The organism is Falsirhodobacter sp. 1013, from assembly GCF_051195255.1.
Lineage (GTDB): Bacteria > Pseudomonadota > Alphaproteobacteria > Rhodobacterales > Rhodobacteraceae > Falsirhodobacter.
The window spans coordinates 90,160-103,860 of sequence record NZ_JBNJLK010000005.1 but is presented as its reverse complement, the minus strand read 5'-3'; the positions used below and the strand labels follow the sequence as shown (position 1 = coordinate 103,860).

Genomic DNA, 13,701 nt, shown 5'->3' with positions numbered 1-13,701 from the left:
GGGGTCAGGCCCAGAAGGGCTTGGCGTCGATCAGCTGGTCATAGGCGTCTTCCGCCTCGCGCAGCAGGCGCTTCCTGCGGCCTTTTGCCAACAGATCCGCCGCGCCCGGTTCGTCGCGGATGCCCAGCCGGTGCAGCAGTTCAGGCGCGGTGGCCAGATCGTTCAGGTCACCCAGATGGTCCTGAAGGGTTTCGAGGGCCCCGAGGAATGTCCGGTGGCGCTTCGGTGCTTCGGCCGCGAACAGCGGGCTGAAGAACTCCGCCGCGTAGCGCAGCTTCTTGGCGTCCTTGCGCAGGTCGTGGCGCACCTCGTCCTCCAACGTCGAGAGCCCCTTCCCGCCCTTCTTCACCTTGCGGCGATAGCGGGACAGCGCGTCCTGCGCGAAGACGGTCACGGGCTCCTCCCGCAGGGTTTTGCGCACCTCGTCCCGCAGCCAGTCGCCGTCGTGCAGCCAGGCGGCCAGATCCAGCAGCAGACCCCGCGTCTTGTCCGACACCAGCACCTCGGCCACGGCATCATGCGCGGCTTCGCGGGCGTGGCGGATGCGGGTGCCGAGGGGGCCCTGCGGGGCGCGCAGAAGCAGCACGTCCAGATCTCGCGCCTGCCCCAGTTCCGACGCCAGATCGCGCAAACCTTCCCGCAGATCGGCCCCGCTGTCACCCAGCATCGGCCGAAAGATCGAAAACGCCGATCGCAGGCGTCGCAGCGCCACCCGCGCCTGATGAAGCGGCTCGGCCATGCGGGTGGCCAGAAGATCCTCGTTCTGGCGGAACTGGTTCAGGCAGGACCAGGTGATCTGCTGGAAAGCCGCAGCCGCGGTCATCGTCGCCTCCAGCGGCACCTCGGTCGCCTTCAGGCGCAGCGGCGCGGGGCCGACCAGGCGATACCCGCGTTCAACCTTCGACAAGGGCGCAATCTGCGCGTTCCCGGCAAGGCGCCGGGCCACGGCGACCAGCGCCGACGGGGCCCCCGTCAGAACCAGATCGCGGATCGGGACATGCCGGTCGGCAGCCGCGATCTCCCCTTCGTCCAAGGCCACATCGACCGTCTGGCCCGCCTCCTCCACCGACCAGTGGCGACGGGTGTGGCGCGTGGTGAAAACGGGGATCAGGTCGTGTGCCAGAATGTCGCCCAACGGCCCCGACGCCTCCACCACCGGCACGTCGCCTTCGACCAGCTTGTCGCGTTCGCCCTGCGGGGTCCGGATGGTCTGCACCTGCCGGTCCGCCAGATGCCGTATGCGCAGAAAGGCCTTCATTGCCGAAAGGGCGTGATCAGGGGTGTCGAAATGAACCGTGTGGACCTGCTCGGACTTCGCAGCCCCCGCCCCGTCCATGATCTGCGCCGCCATTTCCCCGGACACGTGCAGCCTGAGTTTTGCCTGTGTCATGTCGCCTCTCCTCGATCCTCGGTGGTCGGAGTTAGCGTTTGCGGAGGAAAATCGTTCCCTTGCGTGTTTTACGGCGGGGCTGCGGGCGCTAGAACCACGGGGAACGTCATCACGCAAAGGTTCACGCATGCATTTCGCCTCGATCCACAGTCACGGCTTTGTCCGCGTGGCCACCTGCACCCCTTCGGTCCGGCCGGCCGACATCCCCTTCAACCGCGATGCCATCCGCGCCCGCATGGTGGAAGCGGATCGCGCGCAGGTGGACGTGCTGATCTGCCCCGAACTGTGCATCACCGCCTATGCGATCGACGACCTGCTGCTGCAGGAGGCCGTGCTGACGGCGGCCGAGGATGCGCTGGCCGATCTGGCGAAGGCCACGGCGAACCTGTCGCCGGTGGTGCTGGTGGGCCTTCCGCTGCGGCGGGATGGCAAGCTGTACAACTGCGCAGCCGTGCTGTCGAAGGGCCAGATCCTCGGGATCGTGCCGAAATCCTTCCTGCCGAACTACCGCGAATATTACGAGAAGCGCTGGTTCGCCCATGGCCGCCACGCGGGCGGAGAGATCACGGCCGCCGGCCAGACCGTCCCCTTCGGCCCCGACCTGATCTTCGAGGCGGAGGACCTGCCCGGCCTGATCCTCCATGCCGAGATCTGCGAGGATTTCTGGTCGCCCACCCCGCCTTCCACCGCGGCGGCGCTGGCAGGGGCGGTGATCCTTGCGAACCTGTCGGCCTCCAACATCACGATCGGCAAGGCGGACGACCGGCACCTTCTGTGCGCCTCGCAGTCCATGCGGGCGATCGCGGCCTATGCCTATTCGGCGGCCGGCGCGGGCGAAAGCACCACCGACATGGCCTGGGACGGTCAGGGCGGCATCTATGAACTGGGCGAGATGCTGGCCCAGTCCGAGCGGTTCGCGATGAACCCGGAACTCTGCATCGCCGACGTGGACGCGGGCCGCATCCTGTCCGAACGAATGCGGACGGGCACCTATGCCGATGCGGCCGAAAGCGCCCGCCCCTTCCGCCGCATCCGTTTTGCCCATCGCCCGACGACGAAGGACATCGGCTTTCACCGGGTGCAGCGCCGCTTCCCTTATATTCCCGCGCGCGCCGACAAGATCGACCAGGACTGCTATGAGGCGTTCAACATCCAGGTGGACGGTCTGCGCCGCCGGTTCGAGGCGACGCGCGGTGGGAAGATGATCATCGGCGTCTCGGGCGGGTTGGATTCAACCCACGCGCTGATCGTGGCGGCGAAGGTCTGCGATCGGCTGGGCCTGCCGCGTTCGACCATCCTCGGCTATACCATGCCGGGCTTTGCCACCAGCGAAGGGACGAAGTCCAACGCCTGGACCCTGATGCGCGCCATGGGGATCGAGGCGGCGGAGATCGACATCCGTCCCTCGGCCACGCAGATGCTGTCGGACATGGGCCATCCCTTCGCCAAGGGCGAACCCGTCTATGACATCACGTTCGAGAATGTGCAGGCGGGGCTGCGCACCGACTATCTGTTCCGGCTGGCCAACCACAACAACGGCTTCGTCATCGGCACGGGCGACCTGTCCGAACTGGCGCTGGGCTGGTGCACCTATGGCGTCGGCGATCAGATGAGCCATTACGCCGTGAACTCCGGCGTGCCGAAGACGCTGATCCAGTACCTGATCCGCTGGGCCGCCACCTCGGACCAGTTCGACGCCGCCACGAACGAGGTGCTGCTGTCGATCCTTGGCACCGAAATTTCTCCGGAACTGGTGCCGGGCGAACAGCTTCAGGGCACCGAAGCCACGATCGGGCCATACGAGCTGCACGACTTCTTCCTGTTCCACATCCTCCGCTATGGCTTCGCGCCATCGAAGGTGGCGTTCCTGACATGGCGGGCATGGAGCGCGCTTGAGGCGGGCCGCTGGCCGGAAGACTGGCCGGAAGCGAAGAAGCACACCTATGACCTGCCGACCATCAAGCACTGGTTGGAAGGTTTCCTGAAGCGGTTCTTCGCGTTCAGCCAGTTCAAGCGGTCGGCCATTCCGAACGGACCGAAGGTCTCGGGCGGCGGGTCGCTGTCGCCGCGCGGCGACTGGCGTGCCCCTTCGGACGCGGTGGCGCAGGTCTGGCTGGACGACCTGGCCCGCGTGCCGGATTGATCAGAAGATCAGCTTCAGAAGCAGGATCACCACGATCAGGCCGATGAGGAAGATGACGCCGATGGTGCCGCCGATGAACTTGAACATGTGTAGCCTCCTGTTTCGAAGGCAACGCCAGCCGGTCACCGCACGTTCCGAATGAAAACGCCCCGCTTTGGCGGGGCGTTTCGTTTCAGTTGACCAGGTTGACCAGCTGGCTGATCGATCCCTTGGCGTCGCCATAGAACATGCGCGTGTTCTCCTTGAAGAACAGCGGGTTCTCGATTCCGGAATAGCCGGTGCCTTGGCCACGCTTCGACACGAAGACCTGCTTGGCCTCCCACACCCGAAGCACCGGCATGCCCGCGATGGGGCTGTTCGGATCTTCCTGCGCGGCCGGGTTCACGATGTCGTTCGAGCCGATGACGATGACCACGTCGGTGGAGGCGAAGTCGTCGTTGATCTCGTCCATCTCCAGCACGATGTCATAGGGGACGCGCGCTTCGGCCAGAAGGACGTTCATGTGGCCCGGAAGACGGCCCGCGACGGGATGGATGCCGAAGCGGACGGTCTTGCCCGCCGCGCGCAGCTTGCGCGTCAGTTCCGACACCGCCTGCTGGGCCTGCGCCACCGCCATGCCGTAGCCCGGCACGATGACCACGCTGTCGGCGTCGTTCAGGGCGTTGGCCACGCCTTCGGCGTCGATGGCCACCTGTTCGCCTTCGATCTCCATCGCGGGGCCCGTGGTGGTGCCGAAGCCCCCCAGGATCACGCTGACGAAAGAGCGGTTCATTGCCTTGCACATGATGTAGGACAAGATCGCACCGGACGAGCCGACCAGGGCGCCCGTCACGATCAGCAGGTCGTTGGACAGCGAGAAGCCGATGGCCGAGGCCGCCCAGCCCGAATAGCTGTTCAGCATCGACACCACGACCGGCATGTCCGCCCCGCCGATGCCCATGATCAGGTGATAGCCGATGAACAGCGCGCAAAGCGTCATCAGAAGAAGCGTCCAGCCGCCCGCGCCGTTGCAATAGGCGATCAGCAGGATCAGCGACAGCGCGGCCGCGCCGGCGTTCAGCCAGTGGCCGCCCGGCAGCTTCGTGGCCTTGCTGTTGATCTTGCCCGACAGCTTGCCAAAGGCCACGATGGACCCTGTGAAGGTCACAGCGCCGACGAAGACGCCGATGAAGGTTTCCACCTGCAGGATCGCGATCTCGGCCGGGGTCTTGTGGGCGATCAGGAATTCGAAGCCTGTCAGCAGCCCCGCATCCAGACCCAGCACGCGGGCCATGACCAGATGCGTGTTGAATCCGATGAAGACGGCCGCAAGGCCCACGAAGCTGTGGAGGGCCGCGACGAGCTGCGGCATCGCCGTCATCTCGACCGTTTTTGCCAGATACCAGCCGATCCCCGCGCCGATCAGGATCGCCAGCAGCACCAGCGGCAGATAGCCCGCGCCGGGGCCGAACAGCGTGGCGACGACGGCCAGCGCCATGCCCGCGATGCCGTACCACACGGCGCGCTTGGCGCTTTCCTGCCCCGAAAGGCCGCCCAGGCACAGGATGAAAAGAATTGCAGCGGCGATGTAGGCCGCGGAAACCAGTGCGTAATCCATGCCTGCCCCCTTACGATTTCTGGAACATGGCGAGCATGCGCCGCGTCACGAGGAAGCCCCCGACGATGTTGATGGTGGCGATCAGGATCGCGATGAAGGACAGAAGCACGACAAGGAAGCCGCCTGCCCCGATCTGCACCAGCGATCCGAGGATGATGATCCCCGACACCGCATTGGTGACGGCCATCAGAGGCGTGTGCAGCGAATGCGACACGGCCCAGATCACCTGGAAGCCGATGAAGCAGGCCAGTACGAACACCACGAAATGCGCCATGAAGCTGGCCGGGGCGACCGCACCGACCAAAAGCAGCAGCACCGTCGCCGCGACAAGAAGGCCGACCTGCGTCTTCGTTTCGGACTTGAACTTCGCGACCTCGGCGGCGCGCTTTTCCTCGACCGTCAGTTCCTTGGCCTTTTCGCGCGGCTTCTGCGCGGCGATGGCCTGGACCTTCAGCGGCGGCGGCGGGAACGTGATCGCGCCGTCATGCGTGGCCGTGGCCGTGCGGATGACGTCATCCTCCATGTTGTGGTCGATCACGCCATCCTTCTTTGGCGTAAGATCGGCCAGCATGTGCCTGATATTGTTGGAATAGAGCGTGGAGGACTGCGTCGCCATCCGCGAGGGGAAGTCGGTGTAGCCGACAATGGTCACGCCATTGTCGGTCACGAACTTTTCGTCCGGCTTCGTCAGGTCGCAGTTGCCGCCGCGTTCGGCCGCAAGGTCGATGATGACGGACCCCGGCTTCATCGCCGCGACCATGTCTTCGGTCCACAGCTTGGGCGCGGGGCGTCCGGGGATCAAGGCCGTGGTGATGACGATGTCCACCTCGGGCGCCAGTTCGCGGAACTTCTTCAGCTGCGCGTCGCGGAACTCGGGGCTGGACGGCGCGGCGTAGCCGCCCGTCGCGGCCCCGTCCTGCGCGGCCCCGGCGAAGTCGAGATACACGAACTCCGCGCCCATCGACTCGATTTGTTCGGCCACCTCGGGACGCACGTCGAAGGCCAGCGTGATCGCGCCAAGGCTGGTGGAGGTGCCGATCGCGGCCAGACCCGCCACGCCCGCGCCCACGATCAGGACCTTCGCCGGGGGCACCTTGCCCGCCGCCGTGACCTGACCCGTGAAGAAGCGGCCGAAGTTGTTCCCGGCCTCGATCACGGCGCGGTAGCCCGCGATGTTGGCCATCGACGACAGCGCGTCCATCTTCTGCGCGCGGCTGATGCGGGGGACCATGTCCATGGCGATGACGGTCGCGCCGCGGTCCTTCACCTGCTCCAGCAGCTCGGCATTCTGGGCGGGCCAGAAGAAGCTGATGAGGGTCTGGCCGTCCCGCAGAAGACCGGCCTCGGACGCTTCGGGCCCGCGGACCTTCACGACGACATCGGCCCCGGCGAACAGCGCCGCGGCGTCCGGAACCACGGTGACGCCGGCCTTGGCATAGGCCTCGTCCGTGAATCCGGCCTTTGCGCCGGCTCCGGCTTCAATCAGGCATTCGTGCCCCAGCTTCTGGATCTGCAGGGCGCTTTCGGGCGTCATGGCCACCCGTGCTTCGCCTTCAAAGATCTCTCTTGCCGCTCCGATCTTCAAATGTCGGTCCCCCTTCCCAAGATTTCATCCCGTGCGGGCGCAGTAAGCACACGGGATCGAGAGGTTGCAAGGCGTGCGGCAAGTATACTTGGGCATGCCTTCGCACACGTCAGGATACGAAGCGGATCGGTGTGCCCCAGGGATCTTCGGCGGCCTGCGGCGGCAGGCCAAGGATCTCCACCTCTGCCAGCCCGGTCGCAGGGAAGCTGCGGGGTGCCGCGCCTCGGCTGTGCCAGGTGTTGGCGCCGATGTGGTGGTGATAGCCGTCCCAGCTGAAGAACGTGGCGCCGCGATAGCGGTGGGTGATGTCGGCTTTGTGGTCGGTCCAGAACTCCTCGGCGGCGGGAAGGCCGCCGACCTGAAGATGCACATGGCCGATCGTGGTGCCGGCCGGCACCCCGGTCCAGGGGCGGCCTGACCGCACCAGACCGTCCAGATCCAGCTGGTAGGTTCCCATGCGGATCACGCCGTCGTTCCAGACCCATTCGTCGCGCGGGCGGTCGCGATAGATCTCGATCCCGTTGCCTTCGGGATCCTGCATGTACAGCGCCTCGCTGACATCATGGTCCGAGGCACCGGCCAGCGACAGGCGGGACTGGACCGCGTGCAGCAGCCAGTTTGCAAGATCCTGGCGGTCGGGCAGCAGGAAGGCGGTGTGATAGAGGCCAGCCTCCCCCATCTCGGGGCGGCGGGCGGCGGGGTCGGACCGCAGGGCCAGAAGCGGCACGTCGGTGCCCAGCACGGCTTCCGCCTTGTCCGCGGACAGAACGTTCAGGCCAAGGGCGTCGCGGTAGAAGGCGGTCATCTTCGGCAGGTCGTTCACGGTCAGCGTGACGCGGCCGATGCGGGGGGCATGGGTCATCTCTGGTCTCCTTCAGCCGGAAACCTAAGCCCACGCCCGCAGCCGCGACAGGAAAGGTTCGGGGCCCGTTCGCACAGACGTTGTGCAGGGCCCCGAGCCGGATCAGCCGACCAGTTCGAGGCCGGAGAAGAAGAAGGCGATCTCTTCCTTTGCGGTTTCCGGCGCGTCCGAACCGTGGACGGAGTTTTCGCCGACCGACAGCGCGAACTCCTTGCGGATGGTACCGGCATCGGCGTTGGCCGGGTTGGTGGCGCCCATCACTTCGCGGTTCTTGGCGATCGCGCCTTCACCTTCCAGAACCTGCACGACGACCGGCTCGGACGCCATGAACTCCACCAGCTCGCCATAGAAGGGACGCTCGGCGTGCACTTCATAGAACTTGCCGGCTTGCGCCGTAGACAGGTGCAGGCGCTTCTGCGCGACGATGCGCAGGCCGGCTTCCTCGAACTTCGCGTTGATCTTGCCGGTCAGGTTGCGGCGGGTCGCGTCGGGCTTGATGATCGAAAGGGTGCGTTCGATGGCCATGTTCGTCTCTCTTGCAGTCAGTGGGCCCCAATGGCCCGGTTCCGCCGCCCTGCTATCACGCGAGGGGTCTGATGAAAAGATCGTCGTGGCCACCGGAGGATAAGGACGGGCCGCGGACCGCCTGCCCCGCCCGCGCCGGATGTTCAAGCGAACCAACATCTTGCCCGCGAAGCCTGACGTTCCAGCCGGTTCAGGGCGCAAACCGAGGTGTCACTTATCCACAACTTCATTCACCGAAATCTGACAGGGGCGTTGCATTCGAGATTGAGACTCGGATCGCAGGGCGCTATATCTAGACAAGAGGCGCTGATGCCCCCCTAGGGGTTGATGCGAAGGATCGCCAAACGCCCTTTTATTGTTGGGCGCCCGACATCCGGCCAAGGGGACGCGACACCATATCCTGTGGTGTCGAACCTGTCTTCCCGGTCCCCTCGACCAGATCATGACCACGGGCATGGGGCCCGGTGGCCGGCCTTCGGGGTCGGGCGCCGGGGCTCCGGCCCGCTCCATTAGGACGAAAACGATGACCGTGACGCTCTACTCCAAACCCGCCTGCGTGCAATGCGACGCCACGAAGCGCGCGCTGGACAAGCAGGGAATCGCATACACCATCATCGACCTGTCGGAAGATGCGGCGGCGATGGAGCTGGTGACCGGCATGGGCTATCGCCAGGCGCCGGTTGTCGTGGCGGGCACCGATCACTGGGCGGGCTTCCGTCCCGACAAGATCGGCGCGCTGGCCTGAAACGTGACCGGGCCGGGCATCGGGGGGCTGGTCTACTACTCCTCCGGCTCGGGCAACACGCGGCGGTTCGTGGAACGGCTGGGTCTTCCCGCCACGCGGATCAACGCAGAAACGCGGGTGACGGAGCCGTATGTCCTGATCACCCCCAGCTATTCCGACGGTGAAGGGCATGGCGCGGTCGCCAAGCCCGTGATCCGTTTCCTGAACGACCCGGCGAACCGGGCCCTGATCCGTGGCGTCATCGGCACGGGTAACCTGAATTTCGGGGAACATTTCGCCTTGGCGGGCAAGATCATCGCCACGAAATGCCACGTCCCCCTGCTCTACACATTTGAACTCGCCGGCACCGAAGAAGATGTGGCGCGCGTCAGGCAAGGATTGGAAACGTTTTGGACACGGCAACGCTCGATCGGCCCGTAGAGTCGTCTTCGCTGGATTATCACGCGTTGAACGCGATGCTGAACCTGTACGATGCGGACGGCAAGATCCGCTTCGACGCGGACCGGCGCGCGGCGAAGGAGTATTTCCTTCAGCACGTGAACCAGAACACGGTCTTCTTCCATTCGCTGGAAGAAAAGCTCGGCTATCTGGTCCGCGAGGGGTATTACGAGACCGAGGTGCTGGACCAGTATTCCCGCCCCTTCCTGCGCGGGATCTGGGACGCGGCCTATGCCTGCAAGTTCCGCTTCCCGACCTTCCTGGGCGCGTTCAAGTATTACACCAGCTACACGCTGAAGACGAAGGACGGCAAACGCTACCTTGAACGGTACGAGGATCGCGTCGTCATGCTGGCGCTGGCGCTGGCCCAAGGCGACGAGACGCTGGCCATGCAGCTGATGGAGGAGGTCATGAACGGCCGCTTCCAGCCGGCCACCCCCACCTTCCTGAACGCCGGGAAAAAGCAACGCGGAGAGCTGATCTCCTGCTTCCTGCTGCGTCTGGAAGACAACATGGAATCGATCGGGCGGTCCATCAACTCGGCCCTGCAGCTGTCCAAGCGCGGCGGCGGCGTGGCCCTTATGCTGACCAACCTGCGCGAGGCAGGCGCCCCCATCAAGGGGATCGAGAACCAGTCCTCGGGCGTGATCCCGGTGATGAAGCTGCTGGAGGATTCGTTCTCCTACGCCAACCAGCTGGGCGCGCGTCAGGGCGCAGGCGCGGTGTATCTGAACTGCCACCATCCGGACATCCTGAAGTTCCTTGATACCAAGCGCGAGAACGCGGACGAGAAGATCCGCATCAAGACGCTGTCCTTGGGCGTCGTGATCCCGGACATCACCTTCGAACTGGCGAAGAAGAACGAGGACATGTACCTCTTCTCGCCGCACGACATCCAGAAGGTCTATGGCGTTCCCTTCTCCGAAATCTCGGTCACCGAGAAATACCGCGAGATGGTGGACAACCCGCGCATCAAGAAAAAGAAGATCAAGGCGCGCGACTTCTTCCAGATCATCGCCGAGATCCAGTTCGAAAGCGGCTATCCCTACATCATGTTCGAAGACACGGTGAACCGTGCGAACCCCGTCGCGGGCCGCATCACCATGTCGAACCTCTGCTCGGAGATCCTGCAGGTCAACGAGGCGTCGGAATTCAACGAGGACCTGAGCTACAAGCACCTCGGGACCGACATCTCCTGCAACCTCGGCTCACTCAACATCGCCAAGACCATGGACGGCCCGGATTTCGGCAAGACCGTGGAAACCGCCGTACGCGCGCTGACGGCCGTATCGGTGATGTCGGCGATCGACTCTGTCCCCTCGATCCGTCGCGGGAACGATGAATCGCACGCCATCGGCTTGGGCCAGATGAACCTGCACGGCTTCCTGGCGCGCGAACGGATCCATTACGGATCGACGGAGGGCATCGACTTCACCCGCGTCTATTTCGCCGCCATCGCCTTCCACGCGATCCGCGCGTCGAACCTGCTGGCGGTGGAGCGGAAGCAGAGCTTCAAGGGCTTCGATCAGTCGAAATACGCGTCGGGCGAGTTCTTCGACAAATACACCGAGCAGGACTGGCTGCCGGAGACGGATACCGTCACCGCGCTGTTCGCAAAGTTCGGGGTGGCGCTGCCGACCCGTGCCGACTGGGCGGACCTGAAGGCGAAGGTGATGGCGGGCGGGCTTTACAACCGCAACCTGCAGGCCGTGCCGCCGACGGGGTCGATCAGCTACATCAACAACTCCACCTCCTCGATCCACCCGATCGTGTCGAAGATCGAGATCCGCAAGGAAGGCAAAATCGGCCGCGTCTACTATCCGGCCGCCTTCATGGACAACGACAACCTGGAATATTATCAGGACGCCTACGAGATTGGGCCGGAGAAGATCATCGACACCTATGCCGCCGCGACCGAGCATGTGGACCAAGGCCTGTCGCTGACGCTGTTCTTCAAGGACACGGCCACGACCCGCGACATCAACCGCGCCCAGATCTACGCCTGGAAGAAGGGCATCAAGACGATCTACTACATCCGCCTGCGCCAGCTTGCGCTGGAAGGCACCGAGGTCGAGGGCTGCGTCAGCTGCACCTTGTGATAACGAAAAGGGAAACCGCTATATCTTGTGGATAAACGAGATGGGTGGTTTCCCTCGCTCGCGTTCGAAGATAAACTGTTGCAAAGCGACTCAAGGCGGCCTTCGGGCGGCTTATGCGACAGGAACACCCACATGAACGCGCAGCCCCCCCTACGCCGCACGCCCACGCGTGCCGTCAACTGGAACCGCATTCAGGACGACACGGACCTAACGGTCTGGAACCGCCTGACCTCGAACTTCTGGCTGCCGGAAAAGGTGCCGCTGTCAAACGACATCCCGTCCTGGGCCACGCTGACCGATTACGAACAGCAGCTGACGATCCGGGTTTTCACCGGCCTGACGATGCTGGACACGGTTCAGGCGTCGGTCGGGGCGATGGCGATGATGCCCGACGCCGTCACGCCGCATGAAGAGGCGGTGCTGACCAACATCGCGTTCATGGAATCGGTCCATGCGCGGTCCTATTCCTCCATCTTCTCCACGCTGTGCAGCACGCAGGCCATCGACGAGGCCTTCCGCTGGTCCGAGGAGAACACGCACCTTCAGAAGAAGGCGCGCCTGGTGCTGGAGCATTACAAGTCCGCCGACCCGCTGCGCCGCAAGGTCGCCAGCGTGTTCCTTGAATCCTTCATGTTCTATTCGGGCTTCTACCTGCCGATGCACTGGTCCAGCCGCGCCAAGCTGACCAACACCGCCGACCTGATCCGCCTGATCATCCGGGACGAGGCGGTGCACGGCTATTACATCGGCTACAAGTTCCAGCGCGCGCTGGAGAAGGTGACCGAAGCCGAGCGTGCCGAGATCAAGGATTTCGCCTTCGCGATGATGTTCGACCTGTATGAGGTCGAGGAAGCCTATACCGAGGAACTGTATGACGGCGTCGGCCTGTCCGAGGACGTGAAGAAGTTCCTGCACTACAACGCCAACAAGGCGCTGATGAACCTTGGTTACGAGGCGCTGTTCCCGTCTTCGGTGACAGATGTGAACCCGGCGATCCTTGCGGCCCTGTCGCCGAACTCGGACGAAAACCACGACTTCTTCTCGGGCTCCGGCTCCTCTTACGTGATCGGCAAGGCCGTCGCGACGGAAGACGAAGACTGGGACTTCTGATCCCGCTAAGGGCGAAGGGGGTTCAGGCCCCCTTTGCCACATGATCCGCCGCGTGGGCCTCGCGCTCCCCCATCGGCACGGACGGACCGGTGGTGCTGTCCTTGTTGGTCTGTTTTTCCGCTTCCGAGTTGATCTCGGCCCCCACGAGCACGATCACCGACGACAGCCACAACCAGGTGAGCAGGCCCATCACGGCGCCCAGTGAACCATAGGTTTCGTTGAATTCCGCGAAGTTCGACGCGTAAAACGAAAACAGCATCGAGAAGATGACCAGCGACACCGAGGCGAAGACCGCCCCGGGGCTGATCCAGCGCCATCGTGCGGCCGCCCGGCTGGGGGCGAAGCGGTAAAGCCCGGCCAGCGTGCTCATCATGACAAGGAAGATGACCGGCCAGCGGATCAGCAGGGCGATCGCCGTCTCGCTTTTCGCTTCGATGTGCATGAAGGACAGGACGGCGGGCAGAACGGCGACGGTCGCGATCATCACCAGGATCAGCGCCACGCAGGCGAACATCAGCGCCAGCGAGATGACGTTGAGCATGAGGAACGAGCGTTTCTCCACCTCGTTGTAGGCGACGTTCAACGCCTCGATCATGGCCTTCACGCCGCTGTTGGCCGACCACATCGCGATCAGCAACGACGAGATGGAGGCGAAGGTCATCGTGGCCGCGTCGGTGGAGGCAATACGTTTCACCTGATCCGCCACGATCGACATGGTGTCGGACGGCACGACCTGGTCCATCAGGGCCAGGTGATCCATCACCGTCGCCCGGTCCGCAAACAGGCCATAGATCGAGACAAAGGCCGAAATGGCCGGAACCAGCGCGAGAAGCAGGAAGAAAGTCATGCCCGCAGCCACGGCCAGCACCCGGTCCTCCATCACCGCGTTGAAGACGCGTTGGCCGATCTGCCACCACCCCCGTGCCGGAATCTGCCTAGGGGAATTCGCCTCCCGCCCGACAGGGGGCGTCTTTTCGGGCAACGGGGCCGGGGCGACGTTTTGCGGCATGGTCGATTCCTCTTTGACAGAAGAAGCGCAAACCCCGGAGGCCACACCCGACCCTGCGGTCTGGCAGTCTTCGCCCGTCGAAGCCGCGCCCGTCCATCTCCTGTTCCATCACTTCTGAAACAGCAACGCAAACCCGCCGATGGCGTTCCCCAAATGAAAACCGCGCCCCCGAAGGGACGCGGCAAAAAGGCATCGGCC

Annotated in this window: 12 protein-coding genes; 5 read left to right on the top strand and 7 right to left on the bottom strand. The window is 64.3% G+C overall.

From position 1 onward, the window contains the following. Positions 1-4 precede the first annotated feature (4 nt). Positions 5-1,390: a CHAD domain-containing protein gene (locus tag ACSHZY_RS09850; protein ID WP_435168608.1), complete on the bottom strand. Its 1,386-nt coding sequence runs from the start codon at positions 1,388-1,390 to the stop codon at positions 5-7. Positions 1,391-1,517: 127 nt separating this feature from the next. Between ACSHZY_RS09850 and ACSHZY_RS09845 the strand changes: the two genes are divergently transcribed. Beyond that, the gene (locus ACSHZY_RS09845; RefSeq protein WP_435168607.1) at positions 1,518-3,533 is read left to right on the top strand and encodes an NAD(+) synthase; all 2,016 of its coding nucleotides are present in this window, start codon (positions 1,518-1,520) and stop codon (positions 3,531-3,533) included. Here the strand turns inward: ACSHZY_RS09845 and ACSHZY_RS09840 are convergent, their stop codons facing one another. The 5 genes from ACSHZY_RS09840 to ndk all read right to left on the bottom strand — a co-directional run bounded on the left by ACSHZY_RS09840 (position 3,534) and on the right by ndk (position 8,102). After that, entirely contained in the window at positions 3,534-3,659 is a 126-nt protein-coding gene (locus tag ACSHZY_RS09840) for a hypothetical protein (RefSeq protein ID WP_435168605.1), read from the bottom strand. A gap of 46 nt (positions 3,660-3,705) precedes the next feature. Continuing rightward, positions 3,706-5,130, bottom strand: a complete 1,425-nt coding sequence (locus tag ACSHZY_RS09835; RefSeq protein WP_435168603.1) for an NAD(P)(+) transhydrogenase (Re/Si-specific) subunit beta — start codon at positions 5,128-5,130, stop codon at positions 3,706-3,708. A gap of 10 nt (positions 5,131-5,140) precedes the next feature. Beyond that, a complete protein-coding gene (locus tag ACSHZY_RS09830; protein ID WP_435168601.1) occupies positions 5,141-6,715 on the bottom strand; it encodes a Re/Si-specific NAD(P)(+) transhydrogenase subunit alpha in 1,575 nt (524 codons plus the stop codon). Between the two features lie 109 nt (positions 6,716-6,824). Continuing rightward, complete coding sequence (locus ACSHZY_RS09825; RefSeq protein WP_435168600.1) at positions 6,825-7,577, bottom strand: VOC family protein; 753 nt, start codon at positions 7,575-7,577, stop codon at positions 6,825-6,827. A 102-nt stretch (positions 7,578-7,679) separates the two neighbouring features. Next, positions 7,680-8,102, bottom strand: coding sequence for a nucleoside-diphosphate kinase (gene ndk, locus ACSHZY_RS09820; protein WP_271973679.1), 423 nt, complete (start codon positions 8,100-8,102; stop codon positions 7,680-7,682). A 523-nt stretch (positions 8,103-8,625) separates the two neighbouring features. On the opposite strand from ndk, the gene nrdH reads away from it, so the two are divergent. The 4 genes from nrdH (at position 8,626) to nrdF (ending at position 12,494) form a co-directional block, all read left to right on the top strand. Then, entirely contained in the window at positions 8,626-8,847 is a 222-nt protein-coding gene (gene nrdH / locus ACSHZY_RS09815; protein ID WP_435168597.1) for a glutaredoxin-like protein NrdH, read from the top strand. An 18-nt stretch (positions 8,848-8,865) separates the two neighbouring features. After that, on the top strand, positions 8,866-9,267 hold the full coding sequence (nrdI, locus tag ACSHZY_RS09810) for a class Ib ribonucleoside-diphosphate reductase assembly flavoprotein NrdI (protein WP_435168802.1): 402 nt from the start codon (positions 8,866-8,868) through the stop codon (positions 9,265-9,267). Positions 9,268-9,302: 35 nt separating this feature from the next. Continuing rightward, positions 9,303-11,384, top strand: a complete 2,082-nt coding sequence (nrdE, locus tag ACSHZY_RS09805; protein WP_435168799.1) for a class 1b ribonucleoside-diphosphate reductase subunit alpha — start codon at positions 9,303-9,305, stop codon at positions 11,382-11,384. 132 nt (positions 11,385-11,516) lie between these two features. Further along, positions 11,517-12,494, top strand: coding sequence for a class 1b ribonucleoside-diphosphate reductase subunit beta (gene nrdF / locus ACSHZY_RS09800; RefSeq protein ID WP_435168595.1), 978 nt, complete (start codon positions 11,517-11,519; stop codon positions 12,492-12,494). A gap of 22 nt (positions 12,495-12,516) precedes the next feature. Here nrdF and ACSHZY_RS09795 read toward each other — a convergent pair whose 3' ends face one another. Then, positions 12,517-13,503 (bottom strand): YihY/virulence factor BrkB family protein, encoded by a 987-nt coding sequence (locus tag ACSHZY_RS09795; protein WP_435168593.1) that lies wholly within the window; start codon positions 13,501-13,503, stop codon positions 12,517-12,519. Positions 13,504-13,701: the final 198 nt, after the last annotated feature.